This window comes from Actinomycetospora soli (assembly GCF_021026295.1).
Classification (GTDB): Bacteria; Actinomycetota; Actinomycetes; order Mycobacteriales; family Pseudonocardiaceae; genus Actinomycetospora; species Actinomycetospora soli.
The window spans coordinates 238,704-265,645 of the sequence record NZ_JAJNDA010000006.1; the positions used below are offsets into that span (position 1 = coordinate 238,704).

Below are 26,942 nucleotides of genomic sequence, written 5' to 3' on the forward strand. Positions count from 1 at the left end.
GCCTCCTCAGTCGACGTCGATCTCCGCGCCGGTCGCGGGGTCGACGAGGGAGATCGCTCCCGACGGGCATCCTCGCGCCAGGGCGACCGCGGCGTCGTCCGCCGGCTCGGGCGCTCCCGGCACGACCTCGGCGAGCTCGTCGTCGTCGAACCGGAACACGTCGGGGCGCTCCGCGACGCAGCGCCCGGAGCTGATGCACAGCTCGGCGTCGACCCCCACGCGGTAGCTCACGCCGACCTCCCGAGCCGGACGGGGTAGGTGCCCCAGTAGGGCCGGGCGGTCGCACTGTCCGGCTCCGGCGGACGCACCGGGTCGCGGGCGACACCGGCGTCGAAGAGCTGCTGCACGGCCCCCGTCACGAGGCCGGTCAGGTGCGACGACGGGTCGGTGCCGGGACGGGCGACCACCCCGGCCGCGAGGTCCTGGCCGATGCACACGTGCATCCCGGCGGCGAAGCTCAGCCCGAACGGGCCGACGCCGGCGGGGACGACGCGGTCGGGGTCGAACTCGGCGGCGTCCGGACCGAACACCGACGCGTCGCGGTTGACCGCGTGCAGGTCGACGACGACGGTGTCGCCCTCGGCGATCTCGACGCCGGACCGCAGCCGCACCGGCGCGAGCGCGCGGCGCCGTCCCACGGGGCTGGACGGGTTCAGCCGCACCGTCTCGTGGACGCAGCGCTGGACGAAGAGCGGGTCCCGCCACCGCCCGGCGTCGTCGGGACGGCGCTCGAGCCAGGTGAGCAGGTGGTCGACGGTCCGCACGAACGCCGTCGCGCTCGTGTGCCCGCCCGCGAGCAGGAAGAACGCGACCTCGCGGCGCACGACGTGCCGGGGCAGGCCGAGCTCGTCGCCGTGGCGCAGCAGCGTCGTCAGGACGTCCGCCGGGACCTCGACCTCCTCCCCCGCCGTCTCGGCCGTGAGCAGCGCGCGGCGGCGCTCGAGCGACGGCGTCAGGAACTCGGCGTCCCAGTCCTCGAGGGCCTGCGCGACGGCGGCCGCGGTCGCCTCCCGGTCGCCCGTCCCGTGCGCGAGCGTGGCGCCCTGGATGAACCGGAGCATGTACGCGTGCAGCCGGTCGGTCTCCGCCGCGGTGCCCTCCGGCCGGTCCACCCCCGCCGTGAGCGCCGCGAGGTTGAGCATCAGCTCGTGGCCCAGGTGCACGAGGTCGGCTCCGCCCGCCGCGACGTGCGGCGCGAGGGTCCGCGCGACGATGCCGGGGAACAGGTCGCGCTCGTAGTGCTCGACCACGTCGCGCCGGAAGAGCCGGTTCTCCACACGGCGGCGGTCGCGGTGCTCGGTGCCGTGCAGGTTGACCAGCACGTCGGCCATCACGACCTCGCCCTCGTCGTAGAGGGACTGCCGGAGGTCGCGGCTGCGGTAGACGTCCTTCGCGTCGGCGAACGTCTCGACGGTGACGGTCATCGCTCCTCCTCGCTCCGGCCCGCGGGACGCTAGTCGTCAGACGACTGACGCCGCAACGAACCGTTGTCCCTTCCCGCCGGGGCCCGCCGTCGTTAGTGTCGGAACGCCGACGACGCCGGACCCGAGGGAGCGCTCATGTCGACCATCACCCTCGACCGCTACGCCGACGTCCGCGACGCCTTCCGGCGCCACGAGCTCGCGCAGGCGCTCTACGACGCCGGCGGCGTGGTGATGGCCGACTGCCTGCTCGTGCTGCACGGGGCCGAGCACCGGGTCCGGCGGCGGGTCGAGAACCGGCTGTTCCGCCGCGGCACGTTCCGCCACTGGGAGCGGGAGTTCCTGCGCGACGTCGTCGTCGACACGCTGCGCCCCTTCACGACGGCGGGTCGGGCCGACCTCATCGAGCTCGGCTACCGGACGATCATGACCCTGACGGCGATGGTCGCCGGGGTCGACCGGCCGACCGGATCGGTCGCCGAGACCGACGCGCTCTACCGGTTCGCGAAGAAGTTCTCCGAGGGCGCGACGCTCGTGCACACCACCCGCGACCCCGACGAGGTGCGCGCCGAGGTGGCCGCGGCGCTCGACGAGTTCGACCGCGACTTCCTGCAGCCCTCGATCGCCCGCCGCACGGCGCTGCTGGACCGCCTCGCGGCCGGCGAGATCGCCGAGGACGACCTCCCCCGCGACGTCCTCACCGCGCTGCTGCGCCACCGCGACGAGCTCGGCCTGTCCGACGACGCGATCCGGCGCGAGTGCGCGTTCTACCTGCAGGCCGGCTCGCACAGCACCGCCGACGCCTTCAGCCACGCCGCCGACGACTTCTTCGCCTGGTCCGCCCGCGAGCCGGAGGCGGCCGGACGCGCGCGGCACGACCCGGCGCTGCTGCAGGCCTGCGTGTACGAGACGTTGCGGCTGCACCCGGCGAGCCCGGTGGCGCAGCGGCGGGCGGAGTCCGCGATCGCGCTGCGCAACGGCACGGACGTGCCGGAGGGGGCCGTCGTCGTGCTGGACATCGCCGCCGCGAACCGCGACGCGGCCGTCTTCGACCGCCCCGAGGAGTACGACCCGACCCGCGACGTGCCCGCCGAGGTCCCGCGCTGGGGCCACGCCTTCGGCGGCGGCATGCACGCGTGCATCGGGACGGAGCTCGCGGGCGGGGTGCCGATGACGTCCGCCGGCGAGGGCGAGCAGGTCCTCGGCACCGTCACCCTCATGCTCGAGGCACTGCTCGCCGCGGGCGCCCGGCCCGACCCCGAGCACCCGGCGCAGCGCGACCCGCACTCCGCGCGGGACCACTTCGCGTCCTACCCCGTGCTGTTCGACCGATGACCATGCCGCCGGCGCTCGCGCGGTTCCTCGCCGCGGTGGAGGCGCGCGACGCGTCCGCCGCCAGTGCGTGCTTCGCCGACGGCGCCCCGTACGCGAACGTGCCGCACCCACCCGTCGTCGGGCCGGACGGCGTCCGGGACATGCTGGCGCCGGTCCTGGACCGCTCGGAGCACGTGCGGTGGGAGATCGTCACGTCGGCGCTGACCGAGCGCCGGTGCTTCCTCGAGCGCGTCGACCGCTTCGTCATCGACGGCCGCGAGTACGCCGTGGCCTGCACCGCGGTCGTCGAGATCGACCCGGCGGCGGACCGGATCACCGCCTTCCGCGACTACGTCGACCTCGGCGAATGGCGTGCGCGCCTGGCCGAGGCCTGCACGCCCTGAACCACCCGTCACCGAGGAGGACCCGATGCCCGCGATGCTGCGAGGACTCGAGGGGAAGACCGTCCTGATCACCGGCGCCGCGAAGGGGCAGGGCCTGAGCCACGCCCTGGCGTTCGCCGACGCGGGCGCCGACGTCGCCGCGCTCGACATCACCGACCCGATCGACGACATCTATCCCCTGGCCACCGCCGACATGCTCGAGGCCACCGTCCAGGCCGTCGAGGCGAAGGGCCGGCGCTGCCTGCCGCTGCCGTGCGACCTGCGCGACGAGGCCCAGGTCGAGGCCAGCGTGGCCAAGGCGCTCGGCTACTTCGACAACCGCATCGACATCGTGGTGAACAACGCGGGCGTCGCCGCGCTCGACACGATCCAGGGCATGCGCTCGCACGTGCTCGACGCCGTGATCGACACGATCGTCAAGGGCCACATGTACGTCGCGAAGTACGTGGTACCGAGCATGATCGGCCACCGCAGCGGCAAGATCATCAACATCTCGTCGGGCGTGACCGGCTCCGGGCACGCGCAGCTCTCCCACTACGTGGCTGCCAAGCACGCCATCCAGGGCCTGACCTCGGCGTGGGCGTTCGAGCTCGCCGAGTTCGACATCAACGTCAACGCGATCGCCCCGGCGACGATCAAGCCGGGCGAGGGTCAGGGCTCGGGGATGGTGCTCGGGCTCGCCGGCGAGGTCGGCATGACGCCCGACGACGCCTACGAGATGTTCTCCGCCGCGGGCAACATGCCCGGCCCGAAGTGGCGCACCGAGGTCTCCGACATCACCGACGCCGTGCTGTTCCTGGCCTCCGACAACGCCGACCAGATCACCGGTCACGTGCTGCGCGTCGACGCCGGGCAGGGGGCGAAGTAGGTCAGCCCGCGGCGCGGAGCTGGTCGTCGATCCAGGCGTCGTGGGAGCGCTGGTGTCCCTGCGCGTCCGTGTAACCGCAGGCGCGGTTGGTGATGACGTCGGGGTTGGCCGGGTCGCCGAACACGGCCGGGCCGTCGAGGTCGCAGGTCGGCGTGGTGGCTGCAGCGGGCGTGGTGGCCGTGACGGGCGTGGTGGCCGTGACGGGCACGGTCACCGCGGCGGGCGCGGGCGGTGCCTGTGGCGCGGGCGCGGCGAGCGCGTAGGTCGCCGAGCAGGCCAGGCCGGCGAGCGTCGCCGCGCCGAGCGAGAGCTGCGCCCGACGTGGTGCCGTGCGCTGGTGGTGCCGCCCCATGGTGTCCCCCGACCTCGATCCGTCGACCGGTGATTCGGGATGACCACCCTCGGCGTTATCGAACCGTCATCTGCTCCACCCGATCGGGAACCTCCGCGCAGAACCGGTGCCGGCGGCAGCGGTTCGGCGTCGCCCTGAGCCACCGGGCCGTGTCGAATGCGAAGATCTCGTCGCGCCGCGCGATCTGATCGCTGAGCGATCACCTCGCGCGGCGCGATGAGATCTTGCGGTCAGCCCGAGTCCGACCCCGCCAGGGCGTCCGCGACCGGCCGCGGCTCGAGCCCGGACGGAGTCACCACGACGAGCGACCCCGCCCCGGCCGGCTCCACCCGCGGCGGGTCCTCGCCGCACACGGCGTGCACGAGTGCACGTTCCAGCGCCGGCCGCACCAGGTCGGCGAGGTCCTCGCCGCGCGGCTTGGCGAGGCCGTCCACGATCGCCGGCTCGTCCACGAGCGCCGCGGCCGCGCTCGGCGAGCCCAGCGTGCACACGTCCCGTTCCCGACGACGGGTCGCGGTGCTCCGCGACCAGGTCAGCACCACCGTGGCGTGCAGGTCGGTCCAGAACTGCTGCTCGGCGACCGGCGCGGGCAGCGGACCGGCCGCCGTCGCCTCGACGGTCCGCCACCGTCGGACGTCCTCCGCGCTCGTCTCCAGCGCCGCGAGGCGGTCGGTGTCGTCGGGGTCGTCGGCGAGGGCCGCGAGGGCGCGGACCGCGTCGTCGGTCGCGAGGATGGCGGCGAGATCGAGCCGCTCGGCCTCCACGCGGTACTGGTGCACGGCGAGCCGCGGCCCGTCGGTCGTCGCGCCGGGCCGGGTGCTGACGACGGCGAGATCGAGCCGGTCGGGCGGGGTGTCGTCCCCCTCCGACACCTCGTAGGCCCGCGACCGGTCCGGCCAGTGCACCAGCGCGGGAGACCCGTCGTCGGGAACGGCCTTCGTGTCCCGGGTGCGGTCGAGGACGAGCCCGAGCAGGCGGAGCTGGTCGGTCTCGAGGGCGTCGACGTAGTCGCGGACCTCGGTCAGCGCGCGGTCGTGCTCCCCCGCGAGGTCGTCGACGCGGGAGCCGAGTCCGTCGTCGCGGTCCAGCCGTGCCCGCAGGTCGGCCAGGTCGCCGGCCAGCCGCTGCCGCGTCCGCCACCCGACGGACGCGAGCGCGCCCAGCAGTCCGAGCAGCACCACCGCGCCGACGACGAGCCACGGCCACCACACGCCGCGCTGCTCGATCACGGGCGCCGGGGTCACCGTGACCGGCGTGTCGACCGTCGTCGCCTGCACCCCGAGCCGCGTCAGCCCCTCGATCGCGACGGGGTTCCCGACGTCGAGCCGCTGCGCCTCCCGGTAGCGCGCCTCCGCCCCGGTCGGATCACCGGCCGTCTCGGCCGCCGCGCCGGCGGCCACCTCGGAGTACGCGGCGGCGTAGCGCTCGCTCGCGGCCCGGAGACCCGACGTCGCGCAGTCCCCCTCCTGCGCCGTCACGGCCCGCGCCGAGAGCTCGGTCGCGGCCCCGACCCGTCCCGCCTGCAGCTGCGTCGCCGCCGCATCGCAGAGCGGCGTGGGCGCGGCGGAACACCCGGCGGTCGTCGCCACGACCGCGAGCAGGACCGCGGACGCGGCGAGGAGTGATCGCACCACGGGAGTTCCTACAACATCGGCTCCTCGTGGCCGCGTCGGGGCCGTGTCACCGGGTGCCGCGGGTTCGCGACGGCGAGGCGGGTCAGGGTGCTGCTCCGGACCGCGGCCGCCACGGCCGCGTCGTCGGGGTCGAGCGTCCCGTCGCGCACCCCGGCCGCGAGCTCGGCGTCGTCCCGGCACCCCGCCGCCCGCAGCGCCTCGGCGTGGAGCCGGTCCAGCTCCGGGCCGAGCCGCGTCTCCCGCCGCACGATCGACAGCGCCGTGCGGGACACCCGGGCGAGGTAGCGCGAGCGGTCGTCGGCCGGGGCGAGGTCCTCGGCGAGGAACCCGTCGACGGCCTCCAGCAACTCGTCCACCGTCGGACGGTCCCCGCGCGCGGCGGGCGGGTCGACCCCGGGCAGCGGGTCGTCGGGGTCCACCAGCCCGAGCACGAGGAGCGCGTCGTACTCCGCCTCGACGGCGCGCCGGCCGAGCACCGCCAGCTCCACCGATCGTTCGGCGCCGGACAGGTGGCGCTGCGCCTGCCAGCGGCAGATCACCGCCCAGTGCACGCACGCGTACAGCTCCCACCAGCGGACCGCCGCGTCGTCCGGCCGCTCCCCCGCCACCTCCGCGTACCCGTCCAGCAGGTCCTCGCGGTCACCGAAGCCGCCGACCTCCTCGGCCGCCCCGAACCGCCACGTGCGCAGGCAGAGCCACCCGAGGTCCTCGCGCGGGTCGCCGAGGTGCGCGAGCTCCCAGTCGAGGACCGCGCGGAGCCCGTCCTCGCCGATCAGCAGGTTGCCGTTGCGGAAGTCGCCGTGCACCACCCCGGGAGGCCTTCCCGACGGCAGGTGCTGCGCCAGCTGCCGGAGGGCCACCTCCAGCGTGGGTCGGGCCTCGTCGTCGTCCAGGTCGACGCGCAGCCGCGCGAGCGGGTCCGCGACGACCTCCAGCGTCGGGACCTCGTCCGGCGGGATCGCGTGCAGGCGGGCGAGGGTGCGGCCGAGGTCGCGGGCGAGGCGCTCACGGGCGGCCGCGAAGCGGTCGTCGCGCAGCAGGCGCGGCGGCAGGGTCTCCCCCTCGAGCCGCTCCATGATCAGGTAGGGGCTGCCGACCCCGTCGGTCCCGTCGCCCGTCGTGACGAGCCGCGGGATCGGCACCCCCGCCCGCGCGGCGGCCCGGAAGCACTCCGCCTCGCGCCGCACCTCGACCGGGCGCGGCACCTCCGGCGGGTCGCGGCGCAGCACCAGCGGCCGGCCGTCGGCGTCGAACGACCACGTCTCGCGGCTCGCGCCCGCCGTCAGCCGACGCAGCCCGGTGATCACGGCACCGTCGAGCACGGTCGACAGAGCCGACGCGAGATCCGCACTCACCGCGCGCACCCTACCCGCCGGACGCCCGGTCTCCGGGTGCGTCGAGCGGCCGAGCAGCGCGTTCACGCCGGCGACCGGTTGCCCGGTCACGGGCCTCGCTCGGGGCACGCGGGAGGGGCGAGGCGCAGCATCGCGACGGCGTGGTCGAGGTCGAGCCACTCGTGCTCGGTGCCGAACGCGACGATCTCCTCGGTGCGGGCCAGGTACTCCTCGAGGACGACGCGGGGCGCGCGGAACACGGCCCGCTGTCCCGGACACCGCAGCTCGATCTCGACGAGCGTGTCCGGCGAGGGCGTGTCGAGGGGGCGGAGGCGGACGTCGCCCTCGCCGGCCGATTCGATCAGGCCCTGGGCCAGGAGGCCGCGCGAGAACCGCCAGACGACCTCACGGGGGTGGACGGTCGGAAACGCGAGGAGCACCGCGTAGGGCTCGGACCGGGCGTAGCGCAGCTCCACCGGCGCCGGGACCGGATCGCGGTCGGCGAGCACGAGTTCGAGGACGACGGGGCGCACGAGGACGTCGTGTCGCATGGCAGGCCTTTCACAGCACGTCTGGTGGTCGGGAGCGGAGGCGGCGACGATCACGCGTGGGGCACACCCCGCGGCATCCGCGGCAGCGATGGGCCGCCCCCTCGTACGGCCCATCGCCCCGCCGGTGCTCGACGAGGTGGCCCCACGCGTGACCGCCGGGTCGGCCCGCTCCGCGTGGCACAGCACTGCGGAGCCGGTCGACCGGTCGGTGGGGACAGGCGCACTCGGACGCCGTCGCCCGGACCGGCCCGGCCTGTCGCGCGTCGGTCGACGAGGACCGGACGAGCACGACGGCGGGCGTCACGTCCTGGGCAGCGGCCGGTGGGGCCCGTCCCGGACACCTGACGGAGACGTCAGCGCGGGACCGCCACCCGCGCGCAGCGAACGGCGGACGTCAGGGGCTCAGTCCGGCCCGACGGCGACCTCGGGGAACCACCACGTGCCCCGGCGCCCGCAGGCGAGCAGCACCAGTCCGGCCAGGATCGCGGCCACCGCGAGCGGGTCGGGCAGGACACCGCTCGGGCCGCTCGCGCCGCCGGCCGTCGAGCTGCCCGCCGTCCCCGCGGCCGCCGGAGCGGCCGGGCTCGTGGGGTCGGGCGCGCCGAGTGGCCCGCGCCCGGAGTCGGCGCCGATCGCCGCATCGGCCGACGACCGCCACGCGCTCGGCGCCGCCGACGAGATGCCGCCACCGCCCACGGCCGGCGCACGCTCCGAGCCAGCCACGAGGGCCGGCCGGGTGGGTGTCGGCAGACCGGGCGTTCCGCTCGGCACGGGCGAGGCCGTCGACGTTCCGACCCCGGCGACGGCGACCGGACCGGGCGGCGCGGTGGGCCCGCCCAGCGCCTCGCCCGGCATTCCGAGGACGCCCCGGCCGAGGGTCCCGACCGTCCCGGTCAGGGCCGTCGTGGTGCCCGTCAGACCGGACACCGTGCCCGTCAACAGCCCACCGGTCGCACCGGTCAGAGCCGTCGTGGTGCCCGTCAGACCGGACACCGTGCCCGTCAACAGCCCACCGGTCGCGCCCGTCAGAGCCGTCGTCGTGCCCGTCAGACCCGACACCGTGCCCGTCAACAGCCCACCGGTCGCGCCCGTCAGAGCCGTCGTCGTGCCCGTCAGACCCGACACCGTGCCGGTCAACAGGCCGTCGGTGGCATCGACGAGCCCGGTGGACCCGAGGAGCGTGCGTGGCACGGCGGAGACCGGCGCAAGCAGCTGCGGCGCGGCGGGGGCCGTCCGGGCCGCCGTCGTCGTCAGCGTGGCCACCGGCGCGAGGACCGATTGGGCATCCGCCGTGCTCGACGCCGTCGCGAGGAGACGGGTCGGCAGGTCGACCGCGTGGCGGGTGACCGGGTCCGCGGTGGCGGCTGCAGTGGTGGTGGGCCTCGCAATCCTCGAGGTCACCTCGGTCGCGACCGACGTCGCCGTCGCGGGGACCACCTCGGCCACCTTCACCGGAGCCGTCCTAGCCACTTCCGCCGGGAGCACTCCCGCGGTCAGCTTCGTCAGGGCCGCCGTGCCCGAGGTCGCCTTTCCCGCGCTCGTCTTCGCGGCGGTCGCCTTCCCCGCAGTCGCCTTCCCTGCAGCCGACTTTTCGACAGTCGGCTTCTGCGAGGTCGCCTTCTCAGCGGTCGCCTTCCTGGCAGTCGCCTTGACCGACGTCGCCGTACTCGAGATCGCCTTCGCCGAGGCCTTGACCGAGGTCGCCTTCGTCGAGGTCGACTTCTCCCCGGCCGACTTCCCGGCGCTCGCCTTCGCGGCGGTCGGCTTCCCCGACGTCGACTTCGCGGAGGTCGACTTCCCCGACGTCGACTTCCCGGAGGTCGACTTCCCGGAGGTCGGCTTCCCGGAGCTCGACTTCTCGGCCTTGCCCGAGGTCGTGCCGGTGACCGCGTGGATCACGGAACTCACCGGCCCGGTCCCGGAGCCGCCGGAGGACGAGCCTTCGTCGGGAGCCGCCTGGGCGGGACCGGCGAGCAGCAGTGCGGCGAGGAGGAACCCGCCCAACAACCCGGCGAGGAGCACGAGGCGGCGAAGGAGTTCGGGCGCGCGCGGGACCGAGTGGATGGCGTCGTGCACGGCTCACACCCCCTCCACGGGCCCCGCCTCAGTGGCGAGGAGTACCGCGAGGACTCCCGAGAGTGGCGACAAGTGACCTGAATCACACGTCTGCGGCGCGAAGTTCGTGCCTTCGCCGGGCGGCCGTTACTGCCATCGGTGTATCGCGCGTCCGGGCTCGTCGACGGGGTCGGACGACCTCGCTTGGTCCACACGCGACCCGCGCGGTAGAACAACACGGGCCCTGGGAGGTGCTGCGATGATCTCGCCCGACCCCGACGTCGCGACCCTCCTGCGGGAGCTCGACGCCTTCATCGACGCCGAGATCGTCCCGCTGCAGGCGCAGGACGACAACGAGCGCTTCTTCGACCACCGGCGCGAGTTCGCCCGCACCGACGTCGAGGCGGGCGGGCTGCCCCGCCGCGAGTGGGAGGACCTGCTCGCCGAGGCCTGCCGTCGCGCGGACGCGGCCGGCTTCTACCGCTACTCGCTGCCCGAGGACCTGGGCGGCCACGCGGGCACCGAGTCGGCGATGGCCGCGATCCGGGAACACCTCGCCCACCGCGGGCTCGGCCTGCACAACGACCTCCAGAACGAGCACTCCGTCGTCGGGAACCTCGTCTTCGCCCACCTGCTGCACCTCTACGGGACGCCGGAGCAGCGCGCGGAGCTCGTCGAGGACGTCATCACCGGACGACGGGGCCTGGCGTTCGGCCTGACCGAGCCCGAGCACGGCAGCGACGCCACCTGGATGGAGACCACCGCACGGCGCGACGGCGACGACTGGGTCATCGACGGGGCCAAGCGCTGGAGCACGGGCGTGCACCGGGCGAGCCACGAGATGGTGTTCGCGCGGACGTCGGGTGAGCCGGGCAGCACCCGCGGGCTGTCGGCGTTCCTCGTCCCCACCGACACGCCGGGCTTCGAGGTCCCCTACTACTGGTGGACGCTCAACATGCCGACCGACCACGGCGAGGTCGTCCTGCGCGACGTCCGCGTGCCCGGCTCGGCGCTGTTCGGCGAGGAGGGACGGGCCCTGGACGTCGCCCAGACGTTCGTGCACTCCAACCGCATCCGGCAGGCCGCCTCGAGCCTCGGGGCCGCGCAGTACTGCATCGACCGCGCCGTCGCCCACGCGCGGGAGCGGCACACGTTCGGTCGCCCGCTCGCGAGCCGGCAGGCGATCCAGTGGCCCCTGGTCGAGCTGCACACCGAGGCGGCGATGCTCCGCGCGCTCATCCGGGACACGGCCGCCGAGCTCGACGAGTGCCACCGCGAGGGGCGACCCGAGGTGTCGGTCGGCCACCACGTCTCGATGTGCAACTACCGCGCCAACCGGCTCGTGTGCGACGCCGCCGACCGCGCGATGCAGGTGTTCGGCGGGCTCGGCTACTCGCGCCACGAGCCGTTCGAGCACATCTACCGGCACCACCGCCGCTACCGGATCACCGAGGGCGCGGAGGAGGTGCAGATCCGCCGTGTCGCCGGACAGCTCTTCGGATTCCTCTGACCCCGTCCTCTCCTCGACGGTGGACGGCGTCCGCACCCTGACGATCGACCGCCCCCGCCGCAGGAACGCGCTGGGTGTCGACGGGTGGGAGGCGCTCGCCGGACACCTCACCGCGGCCCGCGACGACGGGTCGCGCGTCCTGGTCCTGCGCGGGACCGGCGGCGACCTGTGCGCTGGGGCCGACCTGTCCGACGTCGGGCCGGGGCACCCGCTGCCCCGGATGCGGCGCATCAACGAGGTCCCGCTGGCCCTGCACGACCTGCCCGTGCCGTCGATCGCGGTCGTCGACGGCGTGGCGGTCGGCGCGGGGTGGAACCTCGCGCTCGGGTGCGACGTCGTGGTGGCCACCCCGCGCTCGCGGTTCTCGCAGATCTTCGCCGCGCGGGGCCTCTCGCTCGACCTCGGCGGCTCCTGGCTGCTCCCCCCGGCTCGTCGGGATGCAGCAGGCCAAGCGCCTGGCCCTGCTCGCCGAGATGATCGACGGCGAGGAGGCCCACCGGCTGGGCCTCGTCACCTACCTCGTGGAGCCCGACGAGGTCGACGCGACGGTGGACTCCCTGGCGGCGCGCCTCGCCGCCGGTCCCCCGGTCGCGCTCGCGCAGACGAAGGAGCTGCTGCACGGCGCCGTGGGCGTGACCCTCGCCGAGGCGCTGACGAACGAGGCCCGGGCGCAGGCCGTGAACCTCGCCGGGGACGACGCCGTCGCGGCGTTCGAGGCGTTCCGCGAGAAGCGCCCGCCGACGTTCACCGGTGGGTGGAGCCCGGACTCCTCGCGAGGCTAGGTCGACGAGTGCCGTGTGTGGTGCACAGGGATCCTGAGCACCGCACACGCCTCTCCGCGACCTAGCCGATCCGGACCGGATCAGCCCGGGTTCGTCCCGACGATCCACGTGACGCCGAAGCGGTCGGTCACCATGCCGTACGGCGCTCCCCACGGCGTCGGTGCGAGCGACTGGATCACCCGACCGCCGTCGGCCAGCCTCGTCCAGAACTCGCGGACCTCGTCCACCGTGTCCCCGTTGAGCAGCACGAACAGCGACTCGGTGTGCCCCAGGGCGTCGGCGCGACCCGGACCCTCCGATCCGGCGAGTGCACCGCCCGTCGCGCCGTACACGTCGTAGGCCGCGATGCGGAACCCGTTCTCCGCCGCCACCATCCCGAACCCGACCAGGTCGGCGTTGGGCGAGTCCGCTGCGACCGGGGCGAACGTGACCTGCTCGGAGTCGGCCGAGTCCTGGGGCACGCCGCCCTCGCCGTAGGTCCCGATCATGAGCTGCCCGCCGAAGACGGAGTGGTAGAACTCGAGCGCCTGCCGGGCGTGGCCCGTGAAGTTGAGGTGCGTGACCGTGCTGATCGCCATGAGCAGGAGTCTCCCGGTCGAGGCGGTCAGGTCCGGTCCTCCTCCCGACGACGGGTCGCCCGCCGTCGGAGGGGTACTCCGTCCCGTGACCGACACGCAGGAGCGCCGTCCGAGCCGCACCCGACTGCTGATCGGCGCCGGGATCGTCCTGGTCGTCCTGGTCGTCCTCGCGCTGGTGACCGTCTCGACCTCCCGCAGCACGCCGACGGCGGCCCCCACCTCCTCGGACCCGGTGGCGCAGGCGCGACTGGACGTGCCCCGTCGTCAGGAGGGCGACCCGCTCGCGCTGGGTCGGGTGGACGCCCCGGTGGTGATCGCGGAGTGGGGCGACTTCCAGTGCCCGTTCTGCCGCCTGTACTCGACGACGACGGAGCCGGCGTTGATCCGGCAGTACGTCGACTCCGGGCAGGTCCGCATCGAGTGGCACGACTTCGCCTACCTCGGGCCCGAGTCCGTGCTCGAGGCGCGCGCCGCGCGGGCGGCCGGTCGGCAGGGACAGTTCTGGCCGTTCCACGGCGCGTTGTACACCGACCAGGCGCCGGAGAACCGCGGCGAGGTCACCGAGGCGTCGCTGACCGCGCTCGCCGCGCGGCTCGGGCTCGACGTGCCGCGGTTCCGGGCCGACCTCGCCGACCCGCGGATCGCCGACGACGTGGCCGCCGACCAGCAGCTGGGGTCGCGGCTCGGCGTCGGCGGGGTGCCGTCCTTCGTCGTCGGCGACCAGCTGATCTTCGGCGCCCAGCCGCTGCCGACGTTCCAGCAGGCGATCGACGCCGCGCTGGCCCGCGCCCGCTGACCGTGCCCGACCTCGGTTACGCCGCCGCCCTCCTCGGCGGGGTCCTCGCCCTGCTCAGCCCGTGCAGCGCGCTGCTGCTGCCGTCGTTCTTCGCGTACGCGTTCAGCGGCCGCACCGAACTCGTGGCGCGGACGGGCGTGTTCCTGCTCGGGCTGGCGGCGGTGCTCGTCCCGCTCGGTGCCGGCTCGGGCGCCCTGGCGGGGGTGCTGACGCAGTACCGGTCCGTCGTCGTGACGGTCGCGGGCGCGGTGATCATCATGCTCGGCGTCGTGCAGGTGCTCGGTGGCGGGTGGGCGTTCGGCGCGGCCGCCCGGTTCCAGTCCCGGATGGCCCGGCGCGGGACGTGGCTCGCGACGCTCGGACTCGGCGCCGCCTACGGTCTCGCGGGCTTCTGCTCCGGGCCGATCCTCGGAGCGGTCCTGACGGTGGCCGCCGCGAGCGGCCAGGCGGTGCGCGGCGCGGCGCTGCTCGCGGTCTACGCGGTCGGGATGGCGCTGCCGCTGTTCGTGCTGGCCCTGCTCTGGCAGCGCTTCGACCTCGGCCGCCGCCGCTGGCTGCGCGGACGCGAATTCTCGATCGGCCCGCTGCGCCTGCACACCACCTCGGTGATCTCGGGCGTGCTCTTCATCGTGATCGGCGTGCTGTTCATCGTGTTCGACGGCACCGCCGGGCTGGTCGGCGCCGACCCGGCGACGGCCGCCGCGGCGGAGAACGGGGCCGTGGCGCTCGGCGGGTCGGTGCCCGACCTCGTGGTGCTCGGCGCGATCGCCGTCGTGACGATCGGGGTCGTCGCGTGGCAGGTCCTGCGCCCGGCGCGGAGCCGCTCGACGTCGAACCGGTAGGCGGGTCCGGTCCCGCTCGTCCGAGTGACGGACCCTCGCGCGCGACCGGCACCGACCCGTCGTCGGGAATTCAGTGCCGCAGGCGCGCGCGGACCTCGGCCTCGGAGCGGGCGATGTCCGAGTTCTCCGCCTCGCGGCGCAGCGCCGCCAGCCGCTCCCCCGCGTCCGCACGCCCCCACTCGCGGGCGAAGGCGCCGGAGAGGATGTCGTCGTGCAGGACGCCCGAGAAGCGTTCGTGCAACGCGGTGACGTCGGTGGAGGCGAGACCGCGGAGCTGGCCGTACTGCGACGTCCGGGAGTGCAGGCCGAGCTGACCGAACAGGCCGTCGCGGGCGATGCGGTCGAACACCTCGGCGGGCTCGCCGGAGAGGTAGAGCTCGGAGAGCACCGCCTCCTCGCTGAAGCCCGCCTCGACAAGGACGGCGTGCGCCGTGCGCAGCATCCCGAGCACGGTCGGCCACACCGCCTGTTCGCTGAACAGGTCCAGCGCGGCCTCCTCCCGCGCCGACGAGACGACCGCGCCGCCGAGCGTTCCGCCGATCGCGCGCGTGATCGCCATCGTCGTGTCCCAGGCGTTCCCGGTGGCGTCGCGCTCGACGGAGACCAGGCACGGGAAGCCGACCCGTGCGACGTACCGGTCGCGCACCGCGGCGCCGATCATCCGCGGCGCGACCATCACGACGTCGACGCCCTCCGGCACCTCCAACAGCCCGAAGTGCCAGTTGTAGCCGCTCGCGACGACGAGCGTGTCGCCCGCGCGCAACCCCGGCGCGACCTCGTCGCGCACCAGGTCGGGCTGCACCTCGTCGGGCACCAGCAGCAGCACCACGTCCGCCGTGGCCGCCGCCTCCGCGATCGGGCGGGGCGCGAAACCGGCCTCGTCCGCGGCGGTCGCGTACTCGTCCACGCGGTTCCCGACGACGGGTGTCACGCCCGAGTCGCGCAGGTTCGCCGCCTGCGCCGCGCCCTGGTTGCCGTACCCGAGCACCGCGACCGTCCGCCCGGCGAGGGCGTCGAGGTCACCGAGGCGTTCCGGGCCTTCCTGGTGGATCTCCGCGTGGGCCATCGTCCGAGCGTGACACCGCGACACCGGGGTCGTCGCCCCCTGGGCGAAATCCCCGGGGTGCACGACGATGGGGCGGTGACCAGCGGCCGCACCGTCCTCGTCGGGACGGGCGCGTGAGCGGGTCCGACCGGCACCAGCCCCGCCGCCACGACCACCCGCTCCTGCGCGCCGCGCTGATCGCGCTCGTGGTCGCCGCGGCGCTGTTCGCCCTGTCCGCGGTCGTCCAGGCCGACGGGCTCGTCCTCCAGGTGCAGATCACGCAGACCTGGTTCGCGGCGCTGCTGGGCGCGCTCGTCCTGGTCGCGCTGGTGGCGCTGCTGCTGTCCCGACGGCGGGTCGCGCGGGTGTCCGCCGGCCTCGGGCTCGTCGTCACGCTGCTGCTCGTCGTCGCGGCGGCGGTCAACGTGCACTTCGACTACTACCGCACCCTCGGGCAGGCCGTCGGCGCCCCGCCCTCCGACCAGGTCACCCTCGAGGCGATGCTGCGCGAGGACGCCGACCCGGGACCGGGCGTGGTCGCCCCGGTCACGATCCCGACGCCGTCCTCCGGCTTCGCCGCCCGCCCCGCGATGATCTACGTCCCGCAGGCGTTCTTCGCGAAGCCCCGACCGCAGCTCCCCGTGATCGTGCTGCTGCACGGCACGCCGGGCACACCGCAGGACTGGATCGACGGGGGCCGGGCCGACCAGACTGCTGACGCCTTCGCCGACGCCCACGGCGGGGTCGCGCCCATCCTCGTGATGCCCGACGTCAACGGGTCGACCACCGCCGACACCGAGTGCGTCGACGGCCCGGCCGGCAACGCCGAGACCTACCTGACCCGGGACGTCCCGGACTTCGTGCTGTCCACCTTCACGCCCCGGCCGCCCGGCAGCGCCTGGGCGGTCGCCGGGCTCTCCGAGGGCGGCTCGTGCGCGGTGATGCTCGCCCTCCGGCACCCGACCATGTTCCACACCTTCGGCGACTACGCGGGGCTCGAGGGACCGCGCAGCGGCGACACCAACGCCGGGGTCGCCGACACCGTCGCCCAGCTCTTCGCCGGCTCGCAGCAGGCGTTCGACGCGCACGAGCCGGCGACGATCCTGCGCTCGACCCGCTTCCCGGCGCTCGGGGGCTGGTTCGAGGTCGGTACCGCCGACGTCGACCCCGCCCAGGCGCAGGCCGGCCTCGTTCCCGCCGCCCGTGCCGCCGGGATCGCGACGTGCTCGGTGCTCGTCCCCGGCGGTGGCCACACCTTCGACGTGTTCGCCGCGGCGTTCGAGGGGTCCCTGCCGTGGATGGCGTCCCGCCTCGGCATCCCGACGACCGCTCCGGCCTGCCCGCAGCAGTGAGCACCGCGCACGACGACGGCGGGACCGGGTCGCCCGGACCCGGTCCCGCCGTCGTCGTGCTGAGTGCTCAGCGGCGGGTCATGACCTCGGTGCGCGGCTCGCGGTAGTCCTGCCGGGCCTGCGCGGCCCGATCCGCCTGACGCCCCCGCCCGAGCGCATACGCCCCACCACCGATCAGCACGATCACGCCCGCTCCGCCGAGCGCCCACGGCAGCACGTCCGAGCCCGCCGTCTCGCTGATCGCCGTGCTGGTGTCGGTGCTCTGCGGTGACGACGAGCCGTGCCCCGAGGAGTGCGTCCCGGCGGCGGTCCCGCTGCCGTGGTGGGCCGGGGCGGGCGCGGTGCCGGTGACGGTGATCCGGGCCGACACGGTGCCCGCCGAGGACGACGCGGTGACCGTGTAGGTGCCGGCCTTCGCGCTCGAGGCGATCGTGGCCGATCCGGAGAACGCGGTCGGGTCGGTGCGGTCCATCGTCGCGGCGCCGGCGAAGGCCGACGAGGTGACACCGACCGGGCCCGTCCCGGTGGTCGGTGTGGCCACCGAGCCGGAGAACGTGATGTGCGCGCCGGGCGTGACCGTGGTGGCCGACAGCATCAGGTCCCCCGGCTCGGCGATCGCGGCCTGGGTGCTGGACGAGGTGTCCGGGGTGACGGTGTCGGCCAGGGCGATGCCGGTGCCGGCGAAGGTGAGCGAGCCGGCGATCAGGGTGGCGGCGGCGATCCGGGTGAGGCGCATGACGTGCTCCCGAGGGTGAGGGATGCGGTGCGGGGAGGAGTCCTGGTGGGCGCTCTCCGTGCTGACACCGAGAACTCTGCCGCCGCGACCGGACCCGTCCCGTCCCCCGAGGAGCCGGTCCCGGGGACGACACCGCTGTCCTCCGACGAGGGGACGGACCCGTCGTCCGGAGCGTGGCCGACGAGTCGACAGGACGCGGGCCGCTCGAGATCGACGCTTCGTGGCGTCGCCGGGAGACACCCGGCCAGCCCGGAAGGGGCCACGTCATGAGCGTCGCCACCCTGCCCGCCCTCCCCGCTGCGACCCCGGCCGCCGCTGTTCCCGCCGCGCCGCGGACCGTCGACCCGGCCCGGCTGGCCACGCGCCCCATGCGGTGGTGGCTGCTCTCGGTCCTCGCGGCCAACCTCGTCGTCGCGGTGGTCCTGCTGCTCACCACCCGGTCGTTCGCCGCCGCGGCGACCGCCGCCGGGACGATGGCGAGCGTCGACGTCGGGCTGGCCGCGCTGATCCGGCAGCAGGACGTCGTCAACGGGCTGTTCGCCCTGGCCACCCGCACCCCGAAGGGCTGGCCCATCCGGGTGCGGGCGGCGATCGCGCAGGTCCACCAGGTCGGCGCCGGCGTCCACGTCGGGGCCGCGATCTCCGCGGTCGGCTGGTTCCTCGCCTTCACCGCGCTGACCGCGCTGGCCCCCGCCACGCCCCTGCGGCCCGCGGTCCTCGGGATCGCCGGCGGCATCCTCGCGGTGCTCGTGACGATGGCCGTGCTCGCCCGGCCCAGCGCCCGCGAGAGCCGGCACGACCGCTTCGAGCACTCGCACCGCTGGGGCGGCTGGGCCGCGCTCGGGCTGTTCACCGCGCTGACGATCGTCCTCGCCGCGGATGCCCCGACCTCGTTCCCGGTGGCCCTCGCGACGTCGCCCGGCGCCTGGATCCTGCTCGCGGTCGCCGTGGCCGCGCTGATCCCGTGGCTGCAGCTGCGCCGGCTCCCGGTGACGATCGAGTGCCCCTCGGACCACGTCGCCCTCGTCACCGCCGACCGCGGCCGCCCGGTCCGGATCGGGTCGGCGACCCGGATCGCCCGGCACCCGCTCGGCCAGTGGCACGCCTTCGCCACCGTCGCCCGCCCCGACCGCACCGACTTCCGCCTCGCCGTCTCCCGCGCCGGGAACTGGACCGGCGACTTCATCGACGACCGTCCGGAGGCCGTCTGGGTCCGCGGGGTCCCGACGACGGGTGTCGGCAGCGTGTCGCGCCTCTTCCACGGCGTCGTCTGGATCGCGACGGGCAGCGGCATCGCCCCGGTGCTCCCGCACCTGCTCGGCGAGGACACCCCGGCCCACCTGCTCTGGGTCACCCGCAACCCGGAGCGCACCTACGGCGCCGACCTCGTGGCCGACATCCGCACCGCCGACCCGAGCGCGCTGTTCTGGGACACCGACGCGAACGGCAAGCCCGACCTGGTCGCGCTCGCCCGCGAGGCCGTGGCACGGACCGGCGCCGAGGCCGTCGTCTGCATCTCGAACCGCCGCACCACGCTCCGGGTCGTGGGCGAGCTCCGCCGCCAGGGCGTCCCGGCCTACGGCCCGATCTGGGACTCGTGAGAGGTGCGCTTCGCGCACCTCACCGCTGCTCGGTCGGCCGGACGAGCATCTCGTCGACCGCGACGCGGGCCGGGCGGGTGACCATCCAGACGACGGCGTCCGCGATGTCGGAGGCCTCCAGGACCCCGAGCTCGCCGAGGGCGTCGAGGTCGGGCGTGTCGCCGTCGCCCTTGTCCGGGAGCTCGGTGCGGGTGATGCCCGGCTCGACCACACCGACCCGCACGTGCACCGGCGCGAGCTCCTGGCGCAGCGAGCCGGAGAAGGCGCCGACCGCGTGCTTCGTGGCGCTGTAGACCGCGCCGACCGCCATGACCCGACGACCCGCGTCGGAGCTGACGTTCACGAGGTCCGCCACGCCGCGCGGGCCGGAGGCCGCCGCGACGAGCGGTTCGAGCGCGGCGTGGCTGGCCGCGAGCAGGCCGTCGAGGTTGATCGCGGTGGTGGCGCGCCAGTCGGCGAGGTCCGACCCGCGCGCCGGGGCGAGCGAGCCGTACCCGGCGTTGTTGACCAGCACGTCCAGCCGGCCGTGGCGCTCGACCACCTCCCCGACCGCGGCGACCGCGGCCTCGGGGTCGGACAGGTCGACCGCGTGGACGCTCGTGTCGCCCCCGAGGTCCGCGGCCAGTGCCTCGAGGCGGTCCACGCGGCGGGCCAGCAGCGCGAGGGTCGCCCCCTCGGCCGCGAGTGCCCGCGCCGTCGCCTCCCCGATGCCGCTCGATGCGCCCGTCACCGCCGCGACCGTGCCGTCCAGTGCTCCCATGCGGGGGGCTACCCCAGGCGAGCGGACGGGGCTACGAGCCCACCTTTCTCCTCACGAGCAGGGAGCGCGTAGTCCGGCAGGTCGACCTGGTCGGCCGGCGGACGGAAGAGCTTGGCCGCGAGACCCCCGAAGCGGTTCTGCAGACCCGCGGCGGCGCGGAAGACCGTCTGGTTCACGGCGAGCGCGGCGCGCGACGACGGGTTGACCAGGCGGATCGTCGAGAGCTTGACCTCCTGGGCCTTCGCGACGAACGGGCGCATGACCTCCTCGTAGCGCCCGAGCGCCACCCGGTGGTCGGCGGTGCGCTCGAGCTCCCCGGCCAGGACGTGGGCGGCCGTGAGCGCGAGGGTGGTCCCCGTGCCGAAGGGCCCGGTCGCCCACGCCGCGTCCCCGAGCAGGACCCGTCGGCCCGTGCTCCAGCGCGGCAGCCGGACCTGGGCGACCGCGTCGAGGTACATCGGCGCGTCGTCGAGGGCGTCGAGGACCCGGGGCGCCGCCCACCCGGCGTCGGCGAAGGTGCGGCGCAGGAGCATCACCTGGTCGTCGCGGTCGAGGCGCTCGAGGCCGCGCACGTCGGTCATGAAGCTCAACATCGCGCGCGTGGTGCCGAGGTTGTCCGGCCGCAGGCTGACCCCGAGCGTGCGCTCGGTGTGGTACCAGTTCCACCACCGGTCGTCCTCCGGCGTGCGCGGGATCGTCAGGTAGGCGATGACCAGGCCCACCTCGGTCATCTCGGCCCCGGGCACGACGAGGTCCCGCGTGCGGGACCGGGTGCCCTCGGCGACGACGACGAGGTCGGCGTCGATCCGCTCCCCGCTCGCGAGCGTCGCCGTCACGTGGTCGCCGTGGTCGTCGAGGTCGCGGATCTGCTCCTCGAAGCGGTAGTCGGTGTGGTCCACGGTCCGCTCGTGGAGCAGCCGCGCCAGCTCGCCGCGCAGGATCTCCAGCTCCGCCGTCGGCCCGTCGATGTCGTTCTCGCCCGCGGGGAACTCGGCGACCGTGCGGCCCTGCTCCCCCACGATCCGCAGGCCCACCTCCGTCGTGCCGGTCACGAGCGCGGCCTCCTCGAGGCCCATCCGACGCAGCACCACCCGCCCCGCACCCCGGACGTCGATGTTCTGCCCCTCGTCGCGCAGCCGCGGAGCGCGCTCGACGAGGGTGGTGCGCCAGCCGCGGGCGTTGAGCTCGTGCGCGAGCGCAGGGCCGCCGATGCTCGCGCCGGAGATGAGTGCGTGGCGTGTCATGTCCGCCGGATACCCTGTCGCTAGATTCTCTCACTACCAAGCACATGAGAGAGTGCCGCCGATGGAGCCGGAGACCGAGATCGCGCGGTTCGACCCGACGACGTTCGCCGTGCGCGACCTCATCGGCGCCTCGCAGGACCTCGTCGTCCGCATGGCCCGCGCGATGGGCATGAACGTCACCGACATGACCGCGGTCCACCTGCTCGGCGAGCACGGCCCGATGGGCGCCGCCGAGCTCGCCGAGCGCCTCGGGATCCGCTCGGCCTCGGCGACCGTCCTCGTGGACCGCCTCGAGGCCGCAGGGCACGTCGCACGCACCCCGCACCCGACCGACCGGCGCCGCGTCACCGTCACCGCCACGGCCGAGGCGCAGGCGTACGCGCTCGACGTGTGGCTGCCCGGCCTCCGGCTGATCGACGAGGTCTGCCGGTCGCTCTCCACGGACGAGGCCGCCGTCGTCCGGGCCTTCCTCGGCCGGCTGGCGGCCGCGATGGACGGCGCGGGCCGGGAGGTCACGCCGACGGATGCAGGTCCTGCGTCCCGATGACGCGCAGCAGGTCGAGCTTCTCCCGCGCGTCGGTGCCCTCGGTCGGGAAGTAGACCAGCAGCACCCGGTCGGACTCGGGGGCGAGCAGCACCTCGCAGGTCAGGTGCACGAGCCCGACCTCGGGGTGGGCGAAGCGCTTCCGCGCGACCCGCCGGACCCCCACCTCGTGGCGCTCCCACAGCGCCCGGAACTCGGCGCTGCGGGCGAGCAGGTCGTCGACGAGTTCCGCCACGTCCGCGTCGCCCGCGCGCCGGGCCGCGGTGGCCCGCAGGTCGCGCACGTGGGCGGCGGACAGGGCGGCGCGGTCCTCCTCCGGGGTCGTGCCGCGCAACGTGGAGTCGGTGAACCACGCCCGCACCGGGTTGAGCGGGCTCGTCCCGAACAGTGTGGCGGCGAGCGGGTTCTGCCAGAGCACGTCGTGCAGGTCGGTGTGGATGCGGGCGGGGACGTCGGTCAGGTGGTCGACGAGCGCGAGCAGACCCGGCGAGACGTGCCGGCCACCGCGCCGCGCCGGCGGGGCGAGCCCGGCGAGGTGGAAGAGGTGGTCGCGCTCGTCGAGGTCGCACCGCAGCGCGCGGGCGAGGGTCGCGACGACGGGTTCGCTCGGGTGCGGCCCGCGGGCCTGCTCCAGGCGCGTGTAGTAGTCGACCGACAACCCGGCCAGCTGCGCCACCTCCTCGCGCCGCAGCCCCGGCGTCCGGCGGCGCGCCCCGGGCGGCAGCCCGACGTCGGCCGGACGCAGCAGCTCCCGTCGTCGTCGGAGGAAGTCCCCGAGGCCCGCGCGGTCGATCACGACCCCAGCATCACCCGCCGTCGGGACGTCCAGCCAGGGTCGGCCGGTCCCTGGTTGAGCCGGGCCTGCCTGTGCGCCGCCGGGAGGCGCACGGTGGTCGGCATGCAGCAACGACAGCTCGGCAGCACCGGTCCCGTCGTCTCCTCCCCCGCCCTCGGGTGCATGGGCCTGTCCGGGGTGTACGGCGCCGTCGACGACGCCGAGGGCGTCCGCGTCGTCCACGCCTACCTCGACGCCGGCGGCACGCTCCTCGACACCGGCGACTTCTACGGCGCCGGCCACAACGAGGCGTTGATCCGCCGGGCGCTCGCCGACCGGTCCCGCGACGACGTCGTCCTCTCGGTCAAGTTCGGGGCGATGCGGGCTCCCGACGGCGGGTTGGTCGGCGTCGACGCCCGGCCTGCAGCCCTGAAGAACTTCCTCACCTACTCCCTGCAGCGCCTCGGCGTCGACCACGTCGACGTCTACCGCCCCGCGCGGCTCGACCCGGCGGTGCCGATCGAGGACACCGTCGGCGCCATCGCCGAGCTCGTCGAGCAGGGCTACGTGCGGCACATCGGGCTCAGCGAGGTCTCGGCGGCGACGGTCCGGCGCGCGGTCGCCGTGGCACCGGTCTGCGACCTGCAGATCGAGTACTCCGTGCTCAGCCGCGAGATCGAGACGGAGATCCTGCCCGCCTGCCGGGAGCTCGGCGTCGGGATCACCGCCTACGGCGTGCTGGGTCGCGGCCTCATCGGCGGCAGCGGCGCCGTGACCGGGGGCCGCGCGATGACCCCGCGCTGGCAGGGCGAGCACCTCGAGCACAACCGGGCGCTCGTCGCGCGGCTGCACGAGACGGCGGCGGCGAAGGGCGTCTCGGTCGCGCAGCTCGCGATCGGCTGGGTGAGTGCGCAGGGGACGGACGTCGTGCCGGTGATCGGGGCGCGGCGGGTCGACCAGGTCGCGTCGTCGCTCGTCGACGTCGAGGTCACGGCGGAGGACCTGGCCCGCATCGACGAGCTGATCCCCGCCGGCTCGGTCTCCGGCGACCGCTATCCCGCTGCGGCGATGGCGCAGCTCGACAGCGAGCGGTGAGCCGTCCCGGGTTCGGGGCCCCGGTGCGCCGCCCCGCGCGCCAAGATCCTGTTCTGCGGAGCGATGTGCTCGCTGAGCGATCACATCGCTCCGCTGGTCTGGATCTTGCGGTCGACGACCGGCGGCCACCCGGCGTCGGGCCGACAGCGCTCGCCCGGCTCCGAGCGCCGGGGCCGGCGACCCCCAGGACCCCGCCCCGCGCGCCAAGATCCTGTTCCGCGGAGCGATGTGCTCGCTGAGCGATCACATCGCTCCGCACAACAGGATCTTGCCGTCGGCGGACCACCGAACCCCACCGGTGCGATGATCGCGGCGTGACTCAGGGCCTGCGGTTCGGTTGGCTGTCCCCCGTGATCGGCAACCGGTGGTCGGACCAGGTGCCGATCGCCGCGTACCAGGACACGGAGATCCTGCCGACGGCGTTGCCGCACTTCGACTCGCTGTGGATCGCCGACCACTTCTACGGCTTCGACGCGAAGACCGACCCGTTCCTCGAGGCGTGGACGACGCTCACGTGGCTGGCGGCGCGGCACACCTCGGTCGAGCTGTGCCACCACGTGCTCGGCGTCGGCTACCGGCACCCGCCGCTGCTGGCGAAGATGGCCGCGACCCTGCAGTACCTCTCGGGCGGGCGGTTCGTGCTCGGGATCGGCGCGGGGTGGCGCGACCACGAGTACGCGGCCTACGGCTACGAGTTCCCGAAGCCGTCGGTGCGGTTCGCCCAGCTCGAGGAGACCATCGAGATCTGCCGGCGGATGTGGACCGAGGAGTTCCCGTCCTACGAGGGTCGGTACTACCGGATCGACGAGGCGTCGGCGCCCCCGCTGACCGACCCGCCGCCGCGCGTGTGCATCGGGGCCGCCGGGGAGAAGGTCGGGCTGCCCCTGGTCGGGCGGCTCGCCGACCGGTGGAACGGGCCCGCCGGGGACGGGTTCACCCGCCGTCGGGACATCGTCCGGTCCGCGGCCGAGGCGGCGGGGCGCGACCCCGCGTCGATCGAGGTGTCGGTGACCCTCGAGCGCGCGCTGCCCGAGAACGACGACGACTCGGCGAAGCTCGTCGAGGAGCTCGCCGGGCACCGCGACCTCGGCGTGGACCACGTCGTCATGGACTTCGGGCACCCGCGCTCGACGGAGCCGGTGCTGCGCTTCGCCGAGCAGGTGATCACACCGCTGCGGGGCTGACCACCGGGACGCCCGGAGCGACGGCGGGTCCTACCGCAGCAGCAGCTGCACCAGCGCCGCGAGGCCGACCACGACGATCACGCCGCGCAGCACGAGCGGCGGGAGGCGCCGGCCGATGCGCGCGCCGAGCAGGCCGCCGACGACCGCGCCGCCCGCGATGAGGCCGACCACCGGCCACGACACGGGCGCGACCAGGGCGAACACGACTCCCGAGACCAGGTTCGCCACGGCCGCCAGGATGTTCTTGACGGCGTTGTGGCGCTGCAGGTCGTCGTCGATCGCGATGCCGAGCACGCCGAGCAGCAGCACGCCCTGGGCGGCCCCGAAGTAACCGCCGTAGAGCCCGGTGCCGAACACGGAGGCCAGCAGCCCCGGCCCGACCCGCGTCCGGGGCTCCCCCGACGGCCGCCGCGCCGCGATGCGCCGGGCCACGGCCGGCTGGACCACCACGAGCACCACGGCGAGCCCGACGAGCACCGGCACCACGGCGTCGAACACCGAGGACGGCAGCGCGAACAGCAGGAGCGCCCCGGCGAGGCCGCCGAGCGCGGTCGGGATCACGAGCCGGACGACGCGGCCCGCGAGGCCGGTCAGCTCGCGGCGGTAGCCGATCGCGCCGGTCACCGACCCCGGCACGAGACCGAGCCCGTTGGAGACGTTGGCCGTCAGCGGCGGGAAGCCCAGTGCGAGCAGGACCGGGAAGGTCACGAGGGTGCCCGACCCGACGATCGTGTTGATCATCCCGGCCCACACGCCGGCGACCGCGATGATCGCCGCCTCGCCGAGGGTCACCGACGCATGATCGCCGTCCCCGGGCGGCGGGGCCAGCCGGTGGGGCGGGATTCGAACTGGTGTGCGAACGTAGGCGGGTGGCACGCACCCCGAACCCCCGCCTCCGGGCCGCGCTCGCACGGCAGGCCGAGCGCACCCGCCGCGCCGCCGAGGCGCTGCGCGAGGGCGACGAGCTCGACGAGGACGCGCGGCGGCGCGTGATCGAGATGCTCGCCGTCTGCGGCCGGCCCGAGATCTACGAGGCGCTCAACGTCCACGTGCAGGACCGGGTCGGCAGCGTCACCGACGCGATCCTGCGCGCCCGGGCGCCCCTCGACGCCCACGTGCGCGAGGCCGCGGCCGAGGCGGGGGTGACGCAGCGCAGCTCGCACGCGGGTCCCCCGCGCCGCTCGTCCTGACCGCGTGCCACGATGCGCGCCGGAGGGGGATGCGGTGCAGCTCGACGCGGTCGACGTGACGATGCCGGACGGGCGTCGCGTCGCGGCACGGATGTCGGTGTCGCACGGGTCCGACCGCGGCACCCTGTTCTGGCACCACGGCACGCTGCGCGACGGCACGCCGCCCCGGCCCGTCGTCGCCGCCGCCCACCGCCTCGGGCTGCGCTGGGTCAGCGTCGCGCGGCCCGGGCACGGCCGGTCGACGAGCCGACCGGGCCGCACCGTCGCCTCGGTGGCGCGCGACGTCGCGGCCGTCGCCGACCACCTCGGCGTCGACCGCTTCGCCGTGGTCGGCCACTCCGCCGGCGCCCCGCACGCCCTGGCGTGCGCGGCGCTGCTGCCCGACCGGGTCCTCGCCGCCGTCGCGATCAGCGCCTTCGCGCCGCGCGACACCCCCGGCCTCGACTGGTACGCCCAGCTCGACCCGGCCGCGACCCTGTCGCTGCGCGCCGCCGAGCAGGGCCGGGAGCACAAGCTCGCCTTCGACCGGGCCCACCCGACGCTGCGGTGGCTGCACTCGCCGACCGACCTCGAGGCGCTCGACCAGGGCTGGTTCCCGGACGAGGACACCACCGGCGACGCCGCCGTCACCGCGCGGGCGGACGACCACGTCGCCCTGGTGACGCCCTGGGGCTTCGATCCCGGCGCCGCCCGCTGCCCCACCCTGCTGCTCCACGGCGACGGCGACACGTTCGTCCCCGCCACCCACGCGCGCGCCCTCGGCGCGGCGATGCCGCAGGCGGAGAAGTGGGTCTCCCCCGTCGACGGGCACTTCTCGATCCTTCGTCGGTGTGACGCCGCTCTCGAATGGCTCCGTCGCCGCCTCTGACCAGCAGGAACGCCTGTGGTCCGCACCTCTTTGTCACGTCGGGGTAACGCCGCCGGGTCCCGTGCCGATAGTCCCCGAAGTGCCCCTGCCCGACGTCGACCCCGACG

General features: G+C 75.0%; 29 protein-coding genes and 1 pseudogene. 16 read left to right on the top strand and 14 right to left on the bottom strand.

The genetic code is table 11. The features are described 5' to 3' along the window. Positions 1 to 6 precede the first annotated feature (6 nt). Entirely contained in the window at positions 7 to 231 is a 225-nt protein-coding gene (locus tag LN037_RS12135) for a ferredoxin (protein ID WP_230752686.1), read from the bottom strand. Then, positions 228 to 1,424, bottom strand: a complete 1,197-nt coding sequence (locus tag LN037_RS12140; RefSeq protein WP_230752688.1) for a cytochrome P450 — start codon at positions 1,422 to 1,424, stop codon at positions 228 to 230. Before LN037_RS12140 ends, LN037_RS12135 begins: the two co-directional genes overlap by 4 nt. Before the next feature lie 135 nt (positions 1,425 to 1,559). Between LN037_RS12140 and LN037_RS12145 the strand changes: the two genes are divergently transcribed. Genes LN037_RS12145 through LN037_RS12155 form a run of 3 tightly spaced genes read left to right on the top strand, consistent with a single transcriptional unit; the run spans position 1,560 to position 4,007 of the window. Continuing rightward, positions 1,560 to 2,756, top strand: coding sequence for a cytochrome P450 (locus LN037_RS12145; protein WP_230752691.1), 1,197 nt, complete (start codon positions 1,560 to 1,562; stop codon positions 2,754 to 2,756). Then, positions 2,753 to 3,139, top strand: a complete 387-nt coding sequence (locus tag LN037_RS12150) for a nuclear transport factor 2 family protein (protein ID WP_230752694.1) — start codon at positions 2,753 to 2,755, stop codon at positions 3,137 to 3,139. Before LN037_RS12145 ends, LN037_RS12150 begins: the two co-directional genes overlap by 4 nt. A gap of 25 nt (positions 3,140 to 3,164) precedes the next feature. Beyond that, entirely contained in the window at positions 3,165 to 4,007 is an 843-nt protein-coding gene (locus LN037_RS12155; RefSeq protein ID WP_230752696.1) for an SDR family NAD(P)-dependent oxidoreductase, read from the top strand. Position 4,008: 1 nt separating this feature from the next. Here LN037_RS12155 and LN037_RS12160 read toward each other — a convergent pair whose 3' ends face one another. From LN037_RS12160 to LN037_RS33165, 5 genes are all read right to left on the bottom strand, one after another. Then, positions 4,009 to 4,359: a hypothetical protein gene (locus LN037_RS12160; RefSeq protein ID WP_230752699.1), complete on the bottom strand. Its 351-nt coding sequence runs from the start codon at positions 4,357 to 4,359 to the stop codon at positions 4,009 to 4,011. 230 nt (positions 4,360 to 4,589) lie between these two features. Then, positions 4,590 to 5,993 carry a hypothetical protein gene (locus tag LN037_RS12165; RefSeq protein ID WP_230752701.1) on the bottom strand — a complete coding sequence of 468 codons (1,404 nt, stop codon included), beginning with the start codon at positions 5,991 to 5,993 and terminating at the stop codon, positions 4,590 to 4,592. 8 nt (positions 5,994 to 6,001) lie between these two features. After that, the gene (locus tag LN037_RS12170) at positions 6,002 to 7,348 is read right to left on the bottom strand and encodes a phosphotransferase family protein (RefSeq protein WP_230752704.1); all 1,347 of its coding nucleotides are present in this window, start codon (positions 7,346 to 7,348) and stop codon (positions 6,002 to 6,004) included. Positions 7,349 to 7,434: 86 nt separating this feature from the next. Continuing rightward, positions 7,435 to 7,878: an SsgA family sporulation/cell division regulator gene (locus LN037_RS12175; RefSeq protein WP_230752706.1), complete on the bottom strand. Its 444-nt coding sequence runs from the start codon at positions 7,876 to 7,878 to the stop codon at positions 7,435 to 7,437. A 402-nt stretch (positions 7,879 to 8,280) separates the two neighbouring features. After that, entirely contained in the window at positions 8,281 to 9,141 is an 861-nt protein-coding gene (locus LN037_RS33165; protein ID WP_305058389.1) for a hypothetical protein, read from the bottom strand. 28 nt (positions 9,142 to 9,169) lie between these two features. Between LN037_RS33165 and LN037_RS12185 the strand changes: the two genes are divergently transcribed. From LN037_RS12185 to LN037_RS32480, 4 genes and pseudogenes are all read left to right on the top strand, one after another. Then, complete coding sequence (locus LN037_RS12185) at positions 9,170 to 10,030, top strand: pentapeptide repeat-containing protein (protein WP_230752708.1); 861 nt, start codon at positions 9,170 to 9,172, stop codon at positions 10,028 to 10,030. Between the two features lie 162 nt (positions 10,031 to 10,192). Then, a complete protein-coding gene (locus LN037_RS12190; RefSeq protein ID WP_230752710.1) occupies positions 10,193 to 11,443 on the top strand; it encodes an acyl-CoA dehydrogenase family protein in 1,251 nt (416 codons plus the stop codon). Positions 11,444 to 11,462: 19 nt separating this feature from the next. Continuing rightward, positions 11,463 to 11,813: pseudogene (locus tag LN037_RS32475) on the top strand (enoyl-CoA hydratase/isomerase family protein); the annotation flags it as partial. Positions 11,814 to 11,880: 67 nt separating this feature from the next. Further along, entirely contained in the window at positions 11,881 to 12,225 is a 345-nt protein-coding gene (locus LN037_RS32480) for an enoyl-CoA hydratase/isomerase family protein (protein WP_255693994.1), read from the top strand. An 80-nt stretch (positions 12,226 to 12,305) separates the two neighbouring features. On the opposite strand, the gene LN037_RS12200 is transcribed toward LN037_RS32480, so the two are convergent. After that, the gene (locus LN037_RS12200) at positions 12,306 to 12,803 is read right to left on the bottom strand and encodes a VOC family protein (RefSeq protein WP_230752712.1); all 498 of its coding nucleotides are present in this window, start codon (positions 12,801 to 12,803) and stop codon (positions 12,306 to 12,308) included. A gap of 85 nt (positions 12,804 to 12,888) precedes the next feature. Here LN037_RS12200 and LN037_RS12205 point away from each other — a divergent pair, with 85 nt between their 5' ends. Both LN037_RS12205 and LN037_RS12210 read left to right on the top strand, forming a co-directional pair. Next, positions 12,889 to 13,599: a DsbA family protein gene (locus LN037_RS12205; RefSeq protein ID WP_230752713.1), complete on the top strand. Its 711-nt coding sequence runs from the start codon at positions 12,889 to 12,891 to the stop codon at positions 13,597 to 13,599. 2 nt (positions 13,600 to 13,601) lie between these two features. Continuing rightward, the gene (locus tag LN037_RS12210; RefSeq protein ID WP_230752716.1) at positions 13,602 to 14,441 is read left to right on the top strand and encodes a cytochrome c biogenesis CcdA family protein; all 840 of its coding nucleotides are present in this window, start codon (positions 13,602 to 13,604) and stop codon (positions 14,439 to 14,441) included. Between the two features lie 70 nt (positions 14,442 to 14,511). Here the strand turns inward: LN037_RS12210 and LN037_RS12215 are convergent, their stop codons facing one another. After that, positions 14,512 to 15,507 carry an NAD(P)-binding domain-containing protein gene (locus tag LN037_RS12215; RefSeq protein ID WP_230752718.1) on the bottom strand — a complete coding sequence of 332 codons (996 nt, stop codon included), beginning with the start codon at positions 15,505 to 15,507 and terminating at the stop codon, positions 14,512 to 14,514. 113 nt (positions 15,508 to 15,620) lie between these two features. Between LN037_RS12215 and LN037_RS12220 the strand changes: the two genes are divergently transcribed. Further along, positions 15,621 to 16,838 (top strand): alpha/beta hydrolase, encoded by a 1,218-nt coding sequence (locus LN037_RS12220; RefSeq protein ID WP_230752720.1) that lies wholly within the window; start codon positions 15,621 to 15,623, stop codon positions 16,836 to 16,838. Between the two features lie 67 nt (positions 16,839 to 16,905). On the opposite strand, the gene LN037_RS12225 is transcribed toward LN037_RS12220, so the two are convergent. Further along, positions 16,906 to 17,574 carry a hypothetical protein gene (locus tag LN037_RS12225; RefSeq protein WP_230752722.1) on the bottom strand — a complete coding sequence of 223 codons (669 nt, stop codon included), beginning with the start codon at positions 17,572 to 17,574 and terminating at the stop codon, positions 16,906 to 16,908. A gap of 266 nt (positions 17,575 to 17,840) precedes the next feature. Here LN037_RS12225 and LN037_RS12230 point away from each other — a divergent pair, with 266 nt between their 5' ends. Next, positions 17,841 to 19,175, top strand: coding sequence for an FNR domain-containing protein (locus LN037_RS12230; protein WP_230752724.1), 1,335 nt, complete (start codon positions 17,841 to 17,843; stop codon positions 19,173 to 19,175). A 19-nt stretch (positions 19,176 to 19,194) separates the two neighbouring features. Here LN037_RS12230 and LN037_RS12235 read toward each other — a convergent pair whose 3' ends face one another. Then, positions 19,195 to 19,935: an SDR family oxidoreductase gene (locus LN037_RS12235; protein WP_230752725.1), complete on the bottom strand. Its 741-nt coding sequence runs from the start codon at positions 19,933 to 19,935 to the stop codon at positions 19,195 to 19,197. Positions 19,936 to 19,943: 8 nt separating this feature from the next. Beyond that, positions 19,944 to 21,179: an FAD-dependent monooxygenase gene (locus LN037_RS12240; protein ID WP_230752727.1), complete on the bottom strand. Its 1,236-nt coding sequence runs from the start codon at positions 21,177 to 21,179 to the stop codon at positions 19,944 to 19,946. 61 nt (positions 21,180 to 21,240) lie between these two features. Here LN037_RS12240 and LN037_RS12245 point away from each other — a divergent pair, with 61 nt between their 5' ends. Beyond that, positions 21,241 to 21,726, top strand: a complete 486-nt coding sequence (locus LN037_RS12245; RefSeq protein ID WP_230752729.1) for a MarR family winged helix-turn-helix transcriptional regulator — start codon at positions 21,241 to 21,243, stop codon at positions 21,724 to 21,726. Here the strand turns inward: LN037_RS12245 and LN037_RS12250 are convergent. Then, the gene (locus LN037_RS12250; RefSeq protein ID WP_230752731.1) at positions 21,692 to 22,519 is read right to left on the bottom strand and encodes a helix-turn-helix transcriptional regulator; all 828 of its coding nucleotides are present in this window, start codon (positions 22,517 to 22,519) and stop codon (positions 21,692 to 21,694) included. The genes LN037_RS12245 and LN037_RS12250 overlap by 35 nt on opposite strands. A 102-nt stretch (positions 22,520 to 22,621) precedes the next feature. Between LN037_RS12250 and LN037_RS12255 the strand changes: the two genes are divergently transcribed. Further along, complete coding sequence (locus LN037_RS12255; protein ID WP_230752734.1) at positions 22,622 to 23,593, top strand: aldo/keto reductase; 972 nt, start codon at positions 22,622 to 22,624, stop codon at positions 23,591 to 23,593. A gap of 314 nt (positions 23,594 to 23,907) precedes the next feature. Continuing rightward, a complete protein-coding gene (locus LN037_RS12260) occupies positions 23,908 to 24,777 on the top strand; it encodes an LLM class flavin-dependent oxidoreductase (protein ID WP_230752736.1) in 870 nt (289 codons plus the stop codon). A gap of 30 nt (positions 24,778 to 24,807) precedes the next feature. On the opposite strand, the gene LN037_RS12265 is transcribed toward LN037_RS12260, so the two are convergent. Beyond that, complete coding sequence (locus LN037_RS12265) at positions 24,808 to 25,569, bottom strand: sulfite exporter TauE/SafE family protein (protein WP_230752739.1); 762 nt, start codon at positions 25,567 to 25,569, stop codon at positions 24,808 to 24,810. 77 nt (positions 25,570 to 25,646) lie between these two features. On the opposite strand from LN037_RS12265, the gene LN037_RS12270 reads away from it, so the two are divergent. Together LN037_RS12270 and LN037_RS12275 are read left to right on the top strand one after the other, a co-directional pair. Then, the gene (locus LN037_RS12270; protein WP_230752742.1) at positions 25,647 to 25,967 is read left to right on the top strand and encodes a hypothetical protein; all 321 of its coding nucleotides are present in this window, start codon (positions 25,647 to 25,649) and stop codon (positions 25,965 to 25,967) included. Positions 25,968 to 26,001: 34 nt separating this feature from the next. After that, entirely contained in the window at positions 26,002 to 26,835 is an 834-nt protein-coding gene (locus LN037_RS12275; protein WP_230752744.1) for an alpha/beta fold hydrolase, read from the top strand. Positions 26,836 to 26,942 lie beyond the last annotated feature (107 nt).